The sequence below is a fragment of the Nitrosomonas ureae genome (assembly GCF_900108305.1).
GTDB lineage: Bacteria > Pseudomonadota > Gammaproteobacteria > Burkholderiales > Nitrosomonadaceae > Nitrosomonas > Nitrosomonas ureae_B.
Window position 1 is genome coordinate 24,790 of the sequence record NZ_FNUX01000027.1, and the last position, 17,512, is coordinate 42,301.

Consider the following 17,512-nt stretch of genomic DNA (forward strand, 5'->3'; position numbering starts at 1 on the left):
AATTGTATAAAGTCTAGAGATTGCAGATACGCCTACTCAAGTGTAAAGCGCGCGGTCCCATCCCGCTTTTTATAAGAAGAAATATTAATTTCTTTGTCATTATAGGTGAGATTAACACCCGATGCATTGCCTATGACAATCGATAATGGTCTTTTACCTACGACAATTTGCTCGCTACCACCTTTCATAAGTTGCTCAAACAAAGCAACACCCTTAGCATCTACCACCTTCACCCATGAATCCGCAGTAAATTTAAAATATAAATTACCCGAATCACTGGATTTTGCGTTCTGCAAATCAGCAGATTGAGCAATAATATTTTCTTCAGCCGGAATGATCTCAGTTTTTGCATCTAGTTCTGCTACTGCATTTCCCTGATCATTAACTGTGCTAGGAGCCACTGATGCAATTACTGGCGAGTTAGCTGTGCTATCTACAGCTGTCGGGATTGGTAATCGAATCTCCATGGAAGTAGTGTCAGATTCTGATTGTGCGGCGCTACCCACCGGACTGATATTAGAATCTTTGTTCCATCCATTATTCTCAAAAATAAAATATATACCTAAAACCATAACAGCTAAAATTACGGCGATCACCAATGGGTTGTTACCAGAGTTCTCACGACTTGAAGAAAACGATAATTGTTTATTTCTAAATGGAGTGCGCTCATAGGTTGATATTATTCGAGTTGACTCTGGAAGTAATTGTAATAATTGCATGGGGTCTAGTTGTACAAGATTGGCATAATTACGAATAAACCCGCGCAAAAATGTTTTTCCAGGCAGCTTCTCAAAGTCCTCGTTCTCGATTGCCTCAATCTGCTGTATTGAAAGACGCAACTGCCTTGATACATCCTCAATACTCATATTTCTCCTAACTCTTGCTCTATGCAGCAAATGCCCAACACTTTGCACAATACCCATAGAATCAATATCATTTAATTCATTTTGGGCTTTTATATGTTCAAGACTGCTCACAACCTCATCCTGGCCATTACTTACTTCAATATGTTCATGGTGATGAACGTTTAAATTTGAAGCAATTGAATCGAGATTGTTATGCTGCTCCCCAACAACTGATTCGATACCTCTCATTTCTGCATTTTGCATATTTTCGTGTATCGCTTCATGCGACTTTGAAGTACCGTATCCAGGTGGGTTATTCTCGGTTGTTATACTAGAATCAGATGTGAGAGAATCAATATTCTCAGCGTATTGATTTACATTTTTGTTCATTTCATCATTAACATTCGTCATCTGATCTTTCCTTCTCGAATCGCCACGGCTTCTTTGGATTCAGGAAAATGCTTTTGCAGCTGATAGATATAACTATCAACTGCCAATTGATTATCCAAGGCTCGCTCAATTTTTATTCCCAACAATAAACTTTCAGCTGTAGGTACATAATTTTGCAGAAACTGAGAAAGCTTAGATTTTGCCTCTGTTAAATTTCCGCGTTCAAAATCAATATCAATCAACCCAATAATTGCAGGTGAATAATTGGGCTGGATTGATAATGCATTCTGAAAAAATAACTGCGCTTCAGTAAATTTTTGACGTTTAGTTTCACAGATCCCTGCATTAGTGTAAGACATTTCGGGTGTTGAATGGAGGGGATCTCTAGCAGCTACCATAAAGTGATTAATGGCATCATCCATGCGTTGCGAAAAACGCTGACATAAAAACCATCCATAATTATTATTAATTTCTGGATTTCTTGGCGCCATTCGAATAGCTCGCTCAAAATTTTCTAGCGCCTTACTGTTTTCATTCAAGGTCATATTTATAAGTCCCAACACACTGTATGCGGGCGCATAATTCGATTGCACCTTCAATGCCTCATTAACCTCTTCAATTGCAACATCTAATTGCCCCCGGTAAAAATATTCAGCCGCCAACTCTGTATGAATTTTTGCACTTTGTAATGCACGATCTCCCTTATCCTGAATTGGCATCCCGGTTTCTGCGTTGTGCTGCACACAGCTACCCAACCCTATGAGAAATAGAAATAATAAGAGCGAATATAATTTCACTGGATCGTTTCTATTTTTAATCGAGTCAAACGATGCGTTTTATCTTTCACCTGACCAGCAAGCTGACCGCAAGCAGCCGCGATATCATCGCCCCGTGTTTTTCTGACAGTTGTAACAAGTCCTGCATGCATTAACACATCACGAAACGCTCTTATTGCTTCAGCTGATGAACGCTTATATCCAGAATCTGAAAAAGAATTGAACGGAATTAAATTAAACTTGCAGGGAATGTCCTGTACCAATTTCGCAAGCTCACGCGCATGCGCCACACTATCATTAACGCCATCAAGCATGACATACTCAAAAGTTATAAAATCTCTGGGCGCTGCCGACAAATAACGCTGACAAGCGGCCAATAATTCTTTAATCGGATATTTCTTGTTGATTGGAACCAGTTGATCACGCAACGCATCATTCGGAGCATGTAATGAAACAGCCAAAGCAACCGGACAACGCTCGCGTAATCGATCGATAGCGGGCACTAGCCCGGAAGTACTAACCGTTACACGACGCCGGGAAAGACCATAAGCATGATCATCCAACATTAAATCTAAGGCGGTTACAACATTCTCAAAGTTGGCCAGAGGCTCGCCCATTCCCATCATGACAACATTAGTAACCGCTCTTTTGGCCTGTGATTTTGTATCACCACCACAAGTTTCAAGCATTTTATTTGCGATCCACAACTGTCCGATAATCTCAGCAACAGTTAAATTGCGATTAAATCCTTGTTTTCCCGTAGAACAGAAAGTGCAAGCCAATGCACATCCAACCTGACTTGAAATACATAGAGTGCCACGACTTGCTTCTGGAATAAAGACAGTCTCTATACCATTTCCTGCACCAACTGATAGCAACCATTTACGTGTGCCATCAGCTGCCGCATAATCAGACATAATCGATGGCAGATCAATAACCGCCTGCATTGCAAGCTTCTCTCGTAAACCTTTTGCCAGATCGCTCATTAAATCAAAATCAACTATGCCAAACTGGTGAATCCAGCGTAATAATTGCCTTGCACGAAAAGGTTTTTCACCAATTTCAGCGCAAAAATCAACCAGACTTTTGCCATCATAATTTAACAAATTAACCGACACGATTTAGATACTCATTACTTTTAACGAGAATAGATACTTAATGCGGGAAAAAAACAGGCAATCTCGGCTATTGCCGTTTCTAATGCATCTGAGCCATGTACTGCATTGGCATCAATACTATCAGCAAAATCAGCACGAATAGTTCCTTTTTCTGCTTTTTTAGGATCGGTTGCCCCCATTAAATCGCGATTTTTCTTAATAGCATTCTCTCCTTCCAGTACTTGCACCATCACAGGCCCGGATATCATAAAGCTAACCAGATCGTTAAAAAACGGTCGTTCACGATGCACCGCGTAAAATTGCTCCGCATCAGATTGTGACAAATGTACCATGCGCGCGGCAATAATTTTTAAGCCTCCTGATTCAAAACGAGAATAAATCTGCCCAATTACATTTTTTGCAACAGCATCCGGTTTAATAATTGATAAGGTTCTTTCAATTGCCATTAAATACTCCAATAAATTAGTAAATTTAACATTACATTTTAACAAAATACGTACCCAGTTCGCAAAAACACATAACCTCTGCCCTAAATAAAAAATATTTTCATAAAAATTTCCGCAGGGAGCTCATCCAGGGATAATAAGAAAATTATGGCTCTATCGCAAAAACTGGGTAGCCCTTCGAATTCCAATCTTTAATACCTTCGCGATAATAAAAAATATTTTTCCACCCCCACTCAACTGCTTTCTCTATTGCAATTGAACTACCCAAGCACGAAGTACCATTACAATACATAACAACGGGTTGATCTTTTTTTACAATCACACTTAATTTCTGCTCATCAAAATCACTTCTTACAGAAAGATGATACGCACCAGGAATATGCCCCGTTCTATAATCATTCAAGCTTCTAACATCAAGAAATAAATATCCCTTATCGAAAAGCAACTTAGCAGTTTCTGTACTCACAGTACGAGCACCCTCAACTCTTTCCGGCGACAAACTATCCGCCTTAGATATAGTGACGATAGAAAATAACGCGATTAATAGCGCTACTAAGATTTTTCTCATTTCTATTTTTCTAGTAATAAGTTATTCAGAATAAAATGTGATTTTATTTTTTAAGTGCACTTAAATTGACGACGCTCACGAAAATATTCCTTATTTTCATAATAGGATTCACGGAAATTATTTGCATCCCACTCTGGATAACCTAACAACGGGATTGGCGTCAAATCAGTACCGGATGATAGTGCACAAAGCAAAAATTGCTCTAGCATTAAATCAACTGAGTTGAGTTGATTTAATAAATCTTGCAAGAAAAAATCTTCCTTCACCTTAAAAATAATTGCCTTACCAGTCATACCTATATAAGGGTTCAATGCTTTTTCGTATATTCCGTGGCCAAAAACAAAAAATCGCATTGATGATAATACGGTGGCGCGCTGCTGCCAAAACAATTCTTTCCACTTGAAGTTCTTTATTAACCTAATCAATAATTCATGACTGCTGATGATAATGACGCCAGATTCATCGAAAAGCGTTGCTGCATCCCTTAACTTACACCTATTCACTGTCTTAATCGATAACTCAGATAGTTGCGCTTGATAATGCAATTGATTAAGTGCTGATTTAGCACGCGGTAATATTTTCCATACTAAAGCATTAAAAAAATCATGCCAATTATTAGCTCTAGTTTGCACTTGACCCGTTAAATAAATTTCCGATTCATAGTTTTGCTCATGACGATGTTTCACAATTTCTTGAGGTATAAATAAAATAGACTTACCCGATCGAGTATATATTTGTTGATTTGACATAGAACATAATTTATTAAGCTCATCGGGCTCAGGCCAGCATTGCATATTTGAGAAATCCTTTCTCAAATATGCAAATGGTTCAAATATAAGCGAAAGATCCATAAAATTTGGATCCCAACTACGCATGTTCACAGCTATTGGAAGCTTGATCAAAAAAGAAATCTGTTTGAATATCTAAAAGTTTATTTTTATTGACTAATATTTTGCCTTGCCATTTCTTCCGCACGCAAAAGCTTTAGATGCTCTAATCCAAAATGAATAAATGCAAGTGCAGTAAAAACTGGGGCCAATAAATTAAGAAAAGGTATAAATTGCACCAAGCCCGTCAACAGTCCCAGCCCCCATAACGAATATCTGTTCTCTGAGAAAATCCTATTAATCTCGTGCTTGGTAGCATGCTCCGATAACGCATCATAGCGAAATAATTGTTGATTCATAAAAGCTGCGGCCACGAAAGGGATAATAATTCCTGCTCCAACCGTCCACAATGGTAGTGAAACTACCCAGATAAATATAAAAACAATACTGGCGATTATCGCATTGACAATACTACCACTAATAGAACCCCCATACTCACGCTTCAAATCGGGATAAAAACGGCTCGCCACTAAACTAATTAATGCCGGCAATACAAATATGGCCGTAATAATCAGTGTCGTAACGATTACAAGAGGAATAAACACTAAAACATCAAATAAACCTAGAACTATCGATGCAATCCAATCTGGTTTCAAATTTTGCAGCCACTCACCAACACCAATTTTGTCCAAAATCTGATAAATTATTTCAGAAAAATTATCCTGAAAAATAAATCCGACTATCAACCAAAATAGCAATGAAGCTATAATCGGCCAAACAGTAATCCATGCAATTCTTAAACGAAACAAATCACGAAATGCACTCACAATCGCTCTGAATATTATAGACATTTTACTACTGACATAAGGTAATACATATGCTCACAATAAACGATAACATTAACATGACTAACCAGAAGTCAATTGAAAAGTATATTTTCTTTAAAACTTCTAAAGTTCCTACCAACTAACACCGTAGTAATCAAAACTAGCCTATTGTAAATCATTTCTCCTATACTCCAGAGCCCCAGCAAACACTTTAATTCTAAAGTTATAAATAAAGATGTCGATTAAGCATTTAATGAATTCGCTATGAGGTATAAAAATGAAAATAGATAAATCTTTACAGCCCGTATCAATTGTATCTGTTAGTGATGGAAAAAGACGCGCTGATCTCACACCGAACCCGAATACGAACCAAGAAAATAGCGTGCATTTAAGTCCTAATGCTACGAAACTACAAACAATCGACAGCACTTCCGTAAACGGTTCAGCTGTAAATACAGCGCGTATTCAGGAAATAAAACAAGCTATAAGTGAAGGAAATTTTCAAATTAATCCAGAAGTTGTTGCCGATAGATTACTTGAGACAGTAAAAGAGTTGATTCAATCCAAGAAAGGTGCTGCGTAATGTCTGTGCTGCAAGACGTCACATGCCTCATGAGTGAATTGAAAGATGAAAGCAACACACTGCGTATCTTTATAGAAATCCTTAAAAAAGAAGAAAATGCTCTTATTGAAGGAAAACTAGAAGAAATAGATTGTCTTGCTTTCAATAAAACAAAGCTGATTCAAGAACTAATAAAACACGATGATCATCGTAATGTCTTTTTCCTGAAAATAGGACTACCTTTAGAAAGAAAAAATATAGACTCCTGGCTAAATGAATTAGCGGAGCAGAGTTCCAGTTTTTCCGAAATAAAAGCTTTATGGAAAGAATTATTAGATCTTGCCAAAACAGCCCAACAATTCACTCATTCTAATGGTTTGATTATTACAAACCGACTGCAACACAATCTACGATCTTTTGCTGCTCTACATGGAGCAGCAAATAATGTTGCACTTTATGGACCTAAAGGTCAGACCTATATTTAAGGCACACTTTCTGAACAATCTCATTTGTGATTCCTAGAGTAGCGATAATATCTTTAAATCAGAGATATAAAATTATCTATCACGCTCGAAATCATAGCTACTCAAGAATCCCTTAAACTAATTTTCAGTGATGGGAATTTCAGTTATCTTATCAGGATCCGCAGATAAGATCATAACCGTCACGCGACGGTTTCTTTTTCTTCCTTCAAATGTCTCATTGCTTTCTATTGGTCTATTTTCACCGTAACCTATCGCAGTAAGCCGATGAGCTTCAACGCCCTTTTCGATGAATAACCTGATTACACTGCTTGCACGCGCGGATGATAATTCCCAGTTTGATGGGAAATTTTCTGTATTTATTGGTAGATTATCTGTATGACCTTCAACATTAATTTCATGCTCATGGTCTTTGATTACATTTGCAACCGCTTGAAGTGATAGGATCGAGTTTTCGGCAAGCTTAGCTTGTCCTGGTGAAAAAAGAACACTCGCATTAATCTCAACTGTAATCCCTAATGAATTTTGAGTCACTCTTACTTGACCATCTTTCACTAATGGTTCCAACGCATGAAGAATATTCTTAGCCATACCCTTCATCTTCTCCTGTTTTCTTACTTTCTGAATATTGAAATTATCTGTGAGCTTGATCAAGCTGCCTTGATTTGAATGCTCATTTTTAAGAGGTGAAAATTCTGTTGCCTGTGGAGATTCAGAAGTAAATGAGCTGCTGTTTTTAAATGCGCTAAACAATGAAGAGCTTAACACACGATATTTACCATCATTCACCGATGAAACTGCATACATTACTACGAAAAAAGCAAATAATAATGTTATAAAATCTGAATAGGATACAAGCCAACGCTCCTGATTGTCAGTTGGTCCGTCGTTCCTTTGCTTTCTTCTTATCATTCAATAGCCTAATAATGAAATTAACACTTAACGGGTATTAAATATAGTATCCTTTCAGCCGACTTTCTATCAATCGAGGATTTTCACCGTTCGCAATAGCGATAAAGCCATCCATCATCATTTCTTGCATAACGACATGCTCACTAATAATATTTTTTAGCTTATTTGAAATTGGCAAGAAAACCAGATTAGCCAAACCAACACCATAAATGGTTGCTACAAAAGCTACTGCAATGCCGCTACCCAACAAACTAGGATCCGATAAATTTTCCATCACATGAATCAAACCCAACACAGCGCCCAAAATGCCAATGGTTGGAGCATAACCACCAGCTGCTTCCCAAATTCGTGCAGATTGCCGTTGATGTGTTTCTAAAGCCGTGATATCAATTTCCAAGACTTCACGTAATTTCTCCGGAGTACTTCCATCAGCGAGCAATTGTAGACCTTTCTTTGAGAATGAGTCTCTAGCCGTAGATATATGCGATTCCAGCGCCAATAACCCTTCTTTGCGTGAAATATTGGACCAATTAACAACTTGCTTAATTAGATTCTGTGGAGAATTTTCAGGGGGATAAAATACCCAGCTGACCATTTTGACTCCATTGATAAAAACTTTGACTGGGCTTTGTAACAATACAGCGCCAACAGTCCCTCCCATAACAATCAAAAAAGCTGCTACCTGCAATAAAGAACCAACATGCCCCCCTTCAAGAAATTGTCCGCCGATGATCGCAACAAAAGCCAATACAATACCGGCAACACTATTCACATCCATCTTTGATTTTTTATTCATCCCAAAATCCAATTAGAGCACTGGATAATCAGCATTTCTTACTTCTCAAAGATTTCTCAAGCGACTACGAAGTCTTGCAATGGCTTGAGTATGCAGTTGACAAACCCTGGATTCGCTGACTCCAAGCACTTCGCCAATCTCTCTTAAATTCATTTCCTGCTCGTAATGCATCCCCATCATCTGTTTTTCCCGAGGAGGCAAATTATCAATCGCAGCAATCAACTGGTTGCGAAAATTCTCGTCCAACAACGCATTTAAAGGATCTCCCTCAGAGTCAATAAATAAACGATCCAAGAAAGGCTCTTCATCATCTTGTTGAAAATCTTCGTAATAAATTAATTGCGCACCTCGTGCGCTCTGCAAAGTTTCATGGTATTCCTCCAATGACATATCCAATTCTTTAGCCAAGTCCAGTTCATTAGGTGCGCAACCATTGCGCTGCTCTAATAAATTCACAGCTGCTTCAATACGACGCATTTTTTTTCGTATACTGCGCGGCAACCAATCCGCCTCGCGTAACTCATCCAATATTGAGCCCCGTATGCGCTGTGCCGCATAACTCTCAAATTGCCGCCCATATGACCCCTCGTAACGATTGATAGCATCCAGCAAACCCATCATGCCGACTTGAATCAGATCATCAACCTGAACACTAGCGGGTAATCGAGTCATCATGTGATACGCAATACGTTTCACCAGTGGCGTAAATTCAGCTATAAACTGATCTTTATCAATTGCTTTAGTTCCAGTCGCAGTATACATATTAATCACACCATAAAATTGGCCATACTCAGATGACTTGTTTGAATCAATCGTTGTATGAAATTATCAATCCCCCCGTGATACTTGTCCGGGCAAGAGGAGCGTAAAATATTCTGCACCACTTGCCCAAAACAAATTGCAGCCTGTGAAGACGGGTATGCTTCCAGCACAGGCTTGCATAATTGTGTTGCACTACGTAATCTCTCGTCATTTGGAATATAGCCAGCATATTCAAGCGTTACCGATAGATATTGACGGGCCACTTTGTAAAAATTTTGGTAAATTGCAAACGATTCGGCTTCCGATTCCGCTTTATTCACCAATATGAGAAAATGCCTTCTCGTATACTCCTGGCTCATGATCTTAATCAGTACATACGCACCCGTAAGGGATGCGGCTGATCCCGAGATCACCATCATCACTTGCTCTGAAGCCAAACTTAGCGGCAATACGTGTGTTGTGCCTGCAATAGCCGTATCTATCAAAACGATATCGACGGAATGAGTTAGCTCTGAGAAACTTCTAACGAGCCAATCTTGTTCGAGCGGGTTCAACTTGTTTAATGCATGAATACCACGCATAGCGGATAATATGGCGATATTTTCAGGACCCCGCAAAAGCACCTGATTTAACTTTTTATCCTTATAAATCACATGGAGTAAGTCAAAGCGTGCCTGCAATCCGAGACTAGTACAAATGTTGTTATGACAAGGATTCTCATCAATCAGCAATACGCGCTGCCCTCTCCGAGCCAAAGCAACAGCCAGATTCACAACAATACTGGTTTTCCCAATCCGAGATTTTCCTCCCGCAATAGTGAAAACACGCGCCGAATCAGGTGCCTGAAATGATGATAGTTTGCGTAGGCCCATCGCCTGATCGTGCAGCATCAATTTAGTCATAGAACAATCCTGCCGATGATTTTTTCCCGGATTGCGCTATTTCAGAACTATTCTTTGTCGCCATTACCAAAGCAAATTCGGCATCTTGCAGAGTAAAAGCCGAGTCACCAGGGGTAGATTTAAAAATACGATGCAATAAATAACGCGGATTAGCTGCGTGAATATCTTCCGGAACTTTCTGTCCGTTGGCGACATAATGCAGTACCAACTTCCTGCGAATAACGGCATCCAGTGCCACACCCAGGCTGGCAGCTTCATCGACTTTTGTGATGACACAACCGTAAATACCATTTTTATGATAGGCAGAAATCACCTCATCCAGTGTTTTCCCATTGGATGCTGCACTTAATATCAACAGGCGTTTGACATCGGGACCACAATTACTCAACATCGTAATCTGCTCGGCAAGCATTTGATCACGCTGACTCATCCCAACAGTATCAATCAACACCATATGCTTGTTTCTAAGCTCCGATAGCGTCAATTGCAAATCTTCAGTATCTTTAATCGTACGTACAGGAATACCTAGTAATCGTCCATAGATTCTCAACTGTTCATGACCACCGATGCGGTAGCTATCAGTAGTGAGTAATGCCACCCTATCCGCGCCATGCCGCATTACGCAACGAGCCGCCAATTTTGCAGTCGTCGTCGTCTTACCAACACCTGTGGGACCGATCAATGCATAAATGCCGCCCTTTTCAATTATTTCGTCGCTGGCAACAGTATGCAGATTAAAGGCTAATGCAGACATTGCCTGTTTCAGGCTCAACTCGTAATCAAGCTCGGAGGGTAATTTCTCCACTAACCGGCGTGATAATAGCGGACTAAAACCTGAATCCAGCAAAGTGCGAAGCAGTTTCAATTTTTCCGGTTTACGTTGGATAAAATTTCCCCATGCAACGGCGTTCAGTTGATCCTCCAGCGCATTTTTCATGGCTTGAATTTCAGCAATAATGTCGCGCGCAAATGAAGCTGTCATCCCATCATTTGCGTTTTTTCGGATGCCTTCCTGATCATGCGCTAACGAAAGCAGTTCCGAATATGATTCAGATGAAGCGATTTCTTTACTCAGTTTTTTATTTTGTTCATAGTAAGCAGCGCTCGCTGACGGCGATGCAGGCAAGGGCTGTGCTGGCACTAGATTAGACATTTCAGAGTCGGCCAATGCCATGATTTCCACACCATCTCTGGTTTTTCTGTTGGACAATATGACGGCATTGTCGCCAAGCTCTTCTTTAACCTGACGCATCGCCTCTCGGGATGTGGATGCAATATAACGCTTCACTTTCATTTGTTACCTCCAATGACGGAAGTGATCTTGATTCTTCTCGAATCGGGAATTTCGGAGTGAGCCAATACTCTTAATTGAGGCAGTGCCCGGCGCAAAAATCTAGCCAGTAAGAAACGAATAGCTCCCGGAACAAGCAATACAATCGGCAATCCGAGCTTCTCTTGCTGCTGTGCTGCACTGTGGGCTTCTTTTAACAATGTATCGGCTAGCCCGGGCTCAATCCCGGCGCTTTGTCCTCCGCCAGTCTGCATCACTTGACTAAGAATATTTTCCAATTCGTGATGCAAGCTCATCACCTGCACTTCTGAACCTGCAGGGTAGTATTGATCGAGAATGGCGCGCCCCAAGGCTATTCTGACAATTGCAGTCAACTCGATAGCATCCTGTGTTTGAACTGCATGCTCAGTCAAAACATCGATAATGGTACGCATGTCCCGGATATGTACACTCTCCTGCAGCAAGTTATGCAAAACTTTCTGCACTGTTGAAAGCGGTAATAATTTTGGAACCAGATCTTCAATAAGCTTGGGAAATTGTGTATTAAGATGATCCAGTAGTTTTTGCAATTCCTGTCTGCCTAATAATTCAGCAGCGTGCGAATGGATCAAGTGATTGATATGCGTCGTTACCACAGTACTGGCATCAACCACGGTGTAGCCATGCAATTGCGCCTGTTCGCGCAGGGCGGCTTCGATCCACACCGCCGGCAATCCGAATGCCGGGTCACTGGTTGCCGCACCCGGTAACTGCATCGTGACCTGTCCTGGATTTATCGCCAGATACATGCCGGAGTAGGACTCCCCCTGACCAATGACGGAACCTTTTAACGTAATACGATAGGCGTTAGGTCGTAACTCCAGGTTATCCCTGATATGTATCACCGGTGGCAAAAAACCGATTTCCTGAGCAAATTTCCTGCGTATGCCATTAATTCTTTTGAGCAGATCTCCTTGCTGCGCTTTATCGACCAAGGGAATCAAACGATAGCCGACTTCTAACCCCAATGTATCGATTGGAGTTACATCATTCCAACTGGCATCCGTCTTCTCAATCGTTGGTATTTCCGGAACAATGGATTCAACAGGTTGCATGATTGGACTTTTTCTCTTCCAATAAGCTATTGCACCCAGGACAGAAGCGATAAAGAGGAATACAAAATTTGGCATACCTGGAATGAGCCCCATCACGGCTAAAATTCCGGCAGTAATGACTAATACTTGCGGTTGATTGAATAACTGACTTAAAACTTGCTCACCCAGATCTTGATCAGTCGTCACACGACTTACCACCAAACCCGCAGCAGTTGAAATAATCAACGCTGGGATTTGTCCAACTAAACCATCACCAATCGTTAGCAAAGTATAGTTCTTCGCTGCTGAGCCTAATTCCATATCGTGCTGCATTACACCGACCGTCAATCCGCCGACAATAGTTATCAGCATGATCAATATGCCGGCAATTGCATCGCCGCGCACAAACTTGCTGGCACCATCCATGGATCCATAAAAATCGGCTTCCTGAGAGATGACTTGTCTACGTTTACGTGCGTCTTCCTCTCCGATTAATCCAGCATTCAAATCGGCATCGATAGCCATCTGTTTTCCGGGCATAGCGTCCAGTGTAAAACGTGCGCTGACTTCAGCAATGCGCCCTGCGCCTTTTGTAATCACGACAAAATTGATCACTACCAGAATAATGAATACCACCAGACCCACCGCATAATTTCCGCCCACCAGAAAGTGTCCGAATGCTTCGATCACTTTACCGGCAGCATCAGGTCCGGTATGCCCATCAAGCAAAACAACCCGGGTTGAAGCGATATTTAACGATAATCGCAATAAAGTTGTGATTAGCAGAATTGTCGGAAATACTGCGAAATCGAGCGGATTCCTGGTGTATAAGCTCACCATGAGCACGATAATGGCAATAGCAATATTGAAGGTAAACAGCAAATCCAGTATAAAAGGCGGCAATGGCAACACCATCATCGCCAGGATCATAATAATCAAAACAGGACCCGCCAAGGTTCTGAAATTATTGATATCTGCTAAGGATGACAATGTAACTGCAGTATTCATAGTGTCGAAATAAAAACTTAAGGAAAAATTAATTAAAAAGCTACTGACTCAACTAAACCGCAAGCTTTGCCTGATTCAGCTCCTCCGGAACCGGCACATCAACCGGTGGCTTCGGTTCAGCACCACCATATTCGTTATATCGCCGCAACTGAAAAACATAAGCCAGAACTTCGGCCACTGCGGTATACAGTTTTTCCGGTATCTCACTTTCCAGTTCCGTGTGGTGATACAAAGCCCGCGCAAGCGGTGGCGCTTCAAGAATGGGTATGCGATGCTCCGTAGCGATCTCCCGAATGCGCGCAGCCAGTAAATGCACTCCTTTTGCAACAACCTTGGGGGCACGCATGTTACTCTGATAGCGCAACGCCACGGCATAGTGTGTCGGATTAGTGACGATGACATCTGCTTTGGGAATTTCAGACATCATGCGACGGCGTGCAGCCTCCCGTTGCAGGTTACGGATGCGGGCCTTGACGTACGGATCGCCTTCACTTTCCTTGTGTTCTTTACGAACGTCTTCTTTCGTCATGCGTAATTGCTTCGCGTGTTCCCAAATTTGGAATGGCACGTCAACCGCAACTATTATGATCATTGCGCTAATGATCAGTAGAAAACTCATTGCCAGGAAATCACCGGTGCGGCTAATTCCCAAGTCAATGGATACTGTTAACAACGCCATCACGGAGTCTTTGTTATGCCAGATAACCAATACCGCGACGCCTCCGATGAGTATGGTTTTAAGAATGGCCTTGACCAGTTCTATCAAACTACGCACAGAGAAAATACGGCCAAAACCTTTAATCGGGTCAATACGTTTGAAATCGGGAATAATCGCCTTAGCACTGACAAGCCAGCCACTCAACAGCATTGGAGCAAGAAATGCGACAACCAAAAGCAAAAACAGCAATGGCGCCATCGAGACCAAGCCTTCAATCGCAAATTCATAAAAGCGATTAATCATCAATTCAGACTGAAACGCCAGTTCCCGGTCCAATTGCATGCCGGATTGCATGATTTTCACCAGCTTCTCCATCAAAGCCGAACCCATCATCAATATCCCGACAGCTGCAGCCATCAACAAGGTAAATGCAGTGAGTTCCTGAGAACGCACCACCTGACCCTCTTCCCGCGCCTTCTCCAGGCGCCTGGGCGTAGCCTCTTCCGTACGTTCTAAGTCACTTTCTTCAGACATGGCAAGCTCCAAATTTCTACGGATGAATTATCATGGGTATTATCTGAATTCCATAGTGGGAATAAAGAAGGAATCATCCCCTTTATTGCCGGAACATGAATAGTCGTCATATATCATTCCTGTTACCAATGCGTTAGATAATTTTTCAGCCAATCGGCTATGGCAAATCTGAAGTGGATTGAGATATGATTCACCCGTTTATTTTTGTGATGATCCGATGCAGCTTACTTTACGTTTTGCCCGATACATTTTTGCAACAGGGCTGCTTATCGCAGGTTTATTGATTCTTATCAGCGGCTCGCTGCTGCGCGCAAGTTTGCCGCAGTATGATGGCGAAGCGGCGCTTTTTGGATTATCCGCGCCTGTACTCATCGACCGGGATGCGCTCGGCAGCGTAACCTTCAAAGGCGAAAATCGATTGGATCTGGCGCTGGCGATGGGCTATGTACATGCACAGGAACGCTTCTTTGAAATGGATTTGATGCGCCGGCAGGCTGCAGGTGAATTATCCGAATTATTGGGCACTGCATCGCTCGCGCATGATCGCAAAACTCGCGCATTTCGTATGCGTGCCCGCGCTGGCGCAGTTTTACAGCAATTGCCCGAGACTCAGCTGCAATTACTCGATGCCTACCGGGATGGGATAAATCAAGGTATTACGGCGTTGACAGTACGTCCTTTTCCATACCTGCTGACACAAACTCAACCTGTGGAATGGCGCAATGAAGACAGCATCCTAGTGATTGCTGCAATGTTTTTTACTTTGAATGAATCCAATATTTATCGTGAGCTGGCACTATCCAGTCTGCGCGCGGCGCTACCCGAGACGGTTTATCAATTTCTCAACGCTCCAGCAGGCAATTGGGATGCACCGTTGATTGATGAACCCATCGCATTACCGGAACTCCCGTCAGCGGCACATATCAATCTGCAAACATTGAATAAAAAACTATTCAATGATAATACGCTACCCACCGAACAATCGCCGGGCAGCAACAGCTTTGCTGTTGCCGGCGGCCTAACCAACGGCCCTGCCATCGTCGCCAATGACATGCATTTGACGTTGCGCGTACCCAACCTTTGGTTCAGAACCCGTCTTATCTATCCTGATGCAACATCCACGGATCAGTTCCACGACATTACCGGCATCAGCTTACCGGGGGTACCTTCAATTGTAATCGGCTCAAATCGGCACATTGCCTGGAGCTTCACCAATAGTCATGGTGATTTTTCCGACTGGGTACGGATAAAAACTGATGCCGGCGATCAAACACGCTATCTTGGTTCAACCGGATGGCAACCGATCAGAATTCACCATGAAACCATCCGTATCCGCAATGCCGCCGATGAAACGCTACACATATCAGAAACTGAATGGGGTCCTATTCTGGCGCAAGATTACGATAAAACCCCATTGGCGTTAAGCTGGACGGCATTGCGCCCGGAAGCCATTAATCTTAGATTGATCGACCTGGAGCAGCTCAGATCGGCGCAACAGGCCGCAGAAATCGCACCCTTGTTTGGCATTCCGGTACAAAACTTTATCGCCGGTGATCGTCATGGCAATATCAGTTGGACGCTGGCAGGCCGCATCCCTATCCGGTCCGGCGCTTATGATCCTCACATACCCGCTGATTGGACTGCTGCGGCTACCGGCTGGAGCGGCTGGCTGGAACCTGAACGCTATCCGCTCATCAACAACCCTGCCACGCAGCGATTATGGTCAGCGAATTCACGGCCTGTTTCAGGCAACCTGCTGGATCTCCTGGGCAACGGCGGCTATGACCTGGGTGCAAGAGCTACGCAAATTCGCGACAGCTTATTTGCGCGCGACCGGTTTTCCGTAGCAGACCTGCAAGCCATCCAGCTGGATCAGCGCGCGCTCTTGTTAACACGATGGTATCAATTACTGAGCACTATACTGGAATCGGCGGACGATAAGCTACCGTGGGTTTCAGCTATGAAGAGTGCATTAGCTGATTGGGATGGACAGGCTTCCACGGACTCGATCGCCTACCGGATCGTGCGCACATATCGCCATGAAGTGACAAAAATGGTACTGAGCGGCTTTACCGCTCAAGTGCGGCAGTACGATGCAGCTTTTATACTACCCCAGCTGAGCCAGACGGAAGTAATCGTGTGGCAACTGATCGAACAGCAACCTCAACACCTGCTGCCGGCGCTGTATAAAAACTGGGAGGAATTGCTCTATCTTTGTGCGCAACAGAGCGCGGAACAAATGCAACAGGATGGCGGCATTACCGAGAGAAGCTGGGGGGAAGTCAATGCAGCACGTATCCGGCATCCGCTCAGTCAGAAACTTCCACTCTGGGTTGCACGATGGCTCGATATGCCGGGTGATCCGCTACCCGGTGACCACAACATGCCGCGCGTGCAATCCCCCAACTTCGGCGCCTCGCAACGCTCCGTAGTGGCTCCAGGCCAGGAAGAGCATGGCTATTTTGATATGCCGGGAGGTCAAAGCGGCCACCCGCTCTCGCCATACTACGGCCGCGGACATGCCGACTGGGTTAATGGGAATCTCACGCCTTTTCTTCCAGGCGTCGCGGAAAGGCAATTAAAGCTTATTGCAGTTCAATCCAAGTGAATGAACTTTAGTGAAGAGTTTACTTGGCTAATTAGTCGATTCTGAAAAACCCTTAAGCATTTGATATTAGTTATAAATGCACTGTATGTTAGTGATCATAGCGACCGAAGATGTTAAAATGGCGCTG

General features: G+C 42.7%; 17 protein-coding genes. 3 read left to right on the top strand and 14 right to left on the bottom strand.

From position 1 onward, the window contains the following. Nucleotides 1-32: 32 nt before the first annotated feature. The 7 genes from C4S39_RS12625 to C4S39_RS12655 form a co-directional block, all read right to left on the bottom strand. The gene (locus C4S39_RS12625; RefSeq protein WP_103967329.1) at nt 33-1,256 is read right to left on the bottom strand and encodes a RodZ domain-containing protein; all 1,224 of its coding nucleotides are present in this window, start codon (nt 1,254-1,256) and stop codon (nt 33-35) included. Next, complete coding sequence (pilW, locus tag C4S39_RS12630) at nt 1,253-2,032, bottom strand: type IV pilus biogenesis/stability protein PilW (RefSeq protein WP_103967330.1); 780 nt, start codon at nt 2,030-2,032, stop codon at nt 1,253-1,255. Before pilW ends, C4S39_RS12625 begins: the two co-directional genes overlap by 4 nt. Then, nucleotides 2,029-3,129: a 23S rRNA (adenine(2503)-C(2))-methyltransferase RlmN gene (gene rlmN / locus C4S39_RS12635; protein ID WP_103967331.1), complete on the bottom strand. Its 1,101-nt coding sequence runs from the start codon at nt 3,127-3,129 to the stop codon at nt 2,029-2,031. Before rlmN ends, pilW begins: the two co-directional genes overlap by 4 nt. 20 nt (nt 3,130-3,149) lie before the next feature. Then, nucleotides 3,150-3,575, bottom strand: coding sequence for a nucleoside-diphosphate kinase (gene ndk / locus C4S39_RS12640; protein ID WP_103967332.1), 426 nt, complete (start codon nt 3,573-3,575; stop codon nt 3,150-3,152). A gap of 145 nt (nt 3,576-3,720) precedes the next feature. Further along, a complete protein-coding gene (locus C4S39_RS12645) occupies nt 3,721-4,143 on the bottom strand; it encodes a rhodanese-like domain-containing protein (RefSeq protein WP_103967333.1) in 423 nt (140 codons plus the stop codon). Between the two features lie 50 nt (nt 4,144-4,193). Beyond that, the gene (locus C4S39_RS12650) at nt 4,194-5,018 is read right to left on the bottom strand and encodes a DUF3025 domain-containing protein (protein ID WP_258039440.1); all 825 of its coding nucleotides are present in this window, start codon (nt 5,016-5,018) and stop codon (nt 4,194-4,196) included. 62 nt (nt 5,019-5,080) lie between these two features. Next, nucleotides 5,081-5,821 (bottom strand): EI24 domain-containing protein, encoded by a 741-nt coding sequence (locus C4S39_RS12655; RefSeq protein WP_103967335.1) that lies wholly within the window; start codon nt 5,819-5,821, stop codon nt 5,081-5,083. A gap of 253 nt (nt 5,822-6,074) precedes the next feature. Between C4S39_RS12655 and flgM the strand changes: the two genes are divergently transcribed. Next, nucleotides 6,075-6,380 (top strand): flagellar biosynthesis anti-sigma factor FlgM, encoded by a 306-nt coding sequence (gene flgM / locus C4S39_RS12660; protein WP_103967336.1) that lies wholly within the window; start codon nt 6,075-6,077, stop codon nt 6,378-6,380. Next, on the top strand, nt 6,380-6,844 hold the full coding sequence (locus tag C4S39_RS12665) for a flagella synthesis protein FlgN (protein WP_103967337.1): 465 nt from the start codon (nt 6,380-6,382) through the stop codon (nt 6,842-6,844). The genes flgM and C4S39_RS12665 overlap by 1 nt, the downstream gene beginning before the upstream one ends. Before the next feature lie 117 nt (nt 6,845-6,961). Here the strand turns inward: C4S39_RS12665 and motD are convergent, their stop codons facing one another. From motD to flhB, 7 genes are all read right to left on the bottom strand, one after another. Next, nucleotides 6,962-7,753, bottom strand: coding sequence for a flagellar motor protein MotD (gene motD, locus C4S39_RS12670; RefSeq protein WP_103967338.1), 792 nt, complete (start codon nt 7,751-7,753; stop codon nt 6,962-6,964). A 37-nt stretch (nt 7,754-7,790) separates the two neighbouring features. Then, entirely contained in the window at nt 7,791-8,531 is a 741-nt protein-coding gene (locus C4S39_RS12675) for a flagellar motor protein (protein WP_103967345.1), read from the bottom strand. A 63-nt stretch (nt 8,532-8,594) separates the two neighbouring features. After that, a complete protein-coding gene (locus C4S39_RS12680; protein ID WP_103967339.1) occupies nt 8,595-9,311 on the bottom strand; it encodes an RNA polymerase sigma factor FliA in 717 nt (238 codons plus the stop codon). Between the two features lie 5 nt (nt 9,312-9,316). Then, a complete protein-coding gene (locus tag C4S39_RS12685; protein WP_103967340.1) occupies nt 9,317-10,213 on the bottom strand; it encodes a MinD/ParA family ATP-binding protein in 897 nt (298 codons plus the stop codon). Continuing rightward, nucleotides 10,206-11,507: a flagellar biosynthesis protein FlhF gene (gene flhF, locus C4S39_RS12690; protein WP_103967341.1), complete on the bottom strand. Its 1,302-nt coding sequence runs from the start codon at nt 11,505-11,507 to the stop codon at nt 10,206-10,208. The genes C4S39_RS12685 and flhF overlap by 8 nt, the downstream gene beginning before the upstream one ends. Next, a complete protein-coding gene (flhA, locus tag C4S39_RS12695) occupies nt 11,504-13,585 on the bottom strand; it encodes a flagellar biosynthesis protein FlhA (RefSeq protein ID WP_103967342.1) in 2,082 nt (693 codons plus the stop codon). Before flhA ends, flhF begins: the two co-directional genes overlap by 4 nt. Nucleotides 13,586-13,637: 52 nt before the next feature. Next, nucleotides 13,638-14,777, bottom strand: coding sequence for a flagellar biosynthesis protein FlhB (gene flhB / locus C4S39_RS12700; RefSeq protein ID WP_103967343.1), 1,140 nt, complete (start codon nt 14,775-14,777; stop codon nt 13,638-13,640). 217 nt (nt 14,778-14,994) lie between these two features. Here flhB and C4S39_RS12705 point away from each other — a divergent pair, with 217 nt between their 5' ends. Continuing rightward, nucleotides 14,995-17,385, top strand: coding sequence for a penicillin acylase family protein (locus C4S39_RS12705; RefSeq protein ID WP_103967344.1), 2,391 nt, complete (start codon nt 14,995-14,997; stop codon nt 17,383-17,385). The last annotated feature ends 127 nt before the right edge of the window (nt 17,386-17,512 follow it).

Coding starts and splice junctions, on each gene's coding strand:
- C4S39_RS12675 (WP_103967345.1), bottom strand. CDS start 8,531: ATGGATGTGAATAGTGTTGCCGGTATTGTATTGGCTTTTGTTGCGATC.
- C4S39_RS12625 (WP_103967329.1), bottom strand. CDS start 1,256: ATGACGAATGTTAATGATGAAATGAACAAAAATGTAAATCAATACGCT.
- C4S39_RS12685 (WP_103967340.1), bottom strand. CDS start 10,213: ATGACTAAATTGATGCTGCACGATCAGGCGATGGGCCTACGCAAACTA.
- C4S39_RS12665 (WP_103967337.1), top strand. CDS start 6,380: ATGTCTGTGCTGCAAGACGTCACATGCCTCATGAGTGAATTGAAAGAT.
- flhA (WP_103967342.1), bottom strand. CDS start 13,585: ATGAATACTGCAGTTACATTGTCATCCTTAGCAGATATCAATAATTTC.
- C4S39_RS12705 (WP_103967344.1), top strand. CDS start 14,995: ATGCAGCTTACTTTACGTTTTGCCCGATACATTTTTGCAACAGGGCTG.
- flhB (WP_103967343.1), bottom strand. CDS start 14,777: ATGTCTGAAGAAAGTGACTTAGAACGTACGGAAGAGGCTACGCCCAGG.
- motD (WP_103967338.1), bottom strand. CDS start 7,753: ATGATAAGAAGAAAGCAAAGGAACGACGGACCAACTGACAATCAGGAG.
- flgM (WP_103967336.1), top strand. CDS start 6,075: ATGAAAATAGATAAATCTTTACAGCCCGTATCAATTGTATCTGTTAGT.
- ndk (WP_103967332.1), bottom strand. CDS start 3,575: ATGGCAATTGAAAGAACCTTATCAATTATTAAACCGGATGCTGTTGCA.
- C4S39_RS12650 (WP_258039440.1), bottom strand. CDS start 5,018: ATGCGTAGTTGGGATCCAAATTTTATGGATCTTTCGCTTATATTTGAA.
- C4S39_RS12680 (WP_103967339.1), bottom strand. CDS start 9,311: ATGTATACTGCGACTGGAACTAAAGCAATTGATAAAGATCAGTTTATA.
- C4S39_RS12645 (WP_103967333.1), bottom strand. CDS start 4,143: ATGAGAAAAATCTTAGTAGCGCTATTAATCGCGTTATTTTCTATCGTC.
- flhF (WP_103967341.1), bottom strand. CDS start 11,507: ATGAAAGTGAAGCGTTATATTGCATCCACATCCCGAGAGGCGATGCGT.
- C4S39_RS12655 (WP_103967335.1), bottom strand. CDS start 5,821: ATGTCTATAATATTCAGAGCGATTGTGAGTGCATTTCGTGATTTGTTT.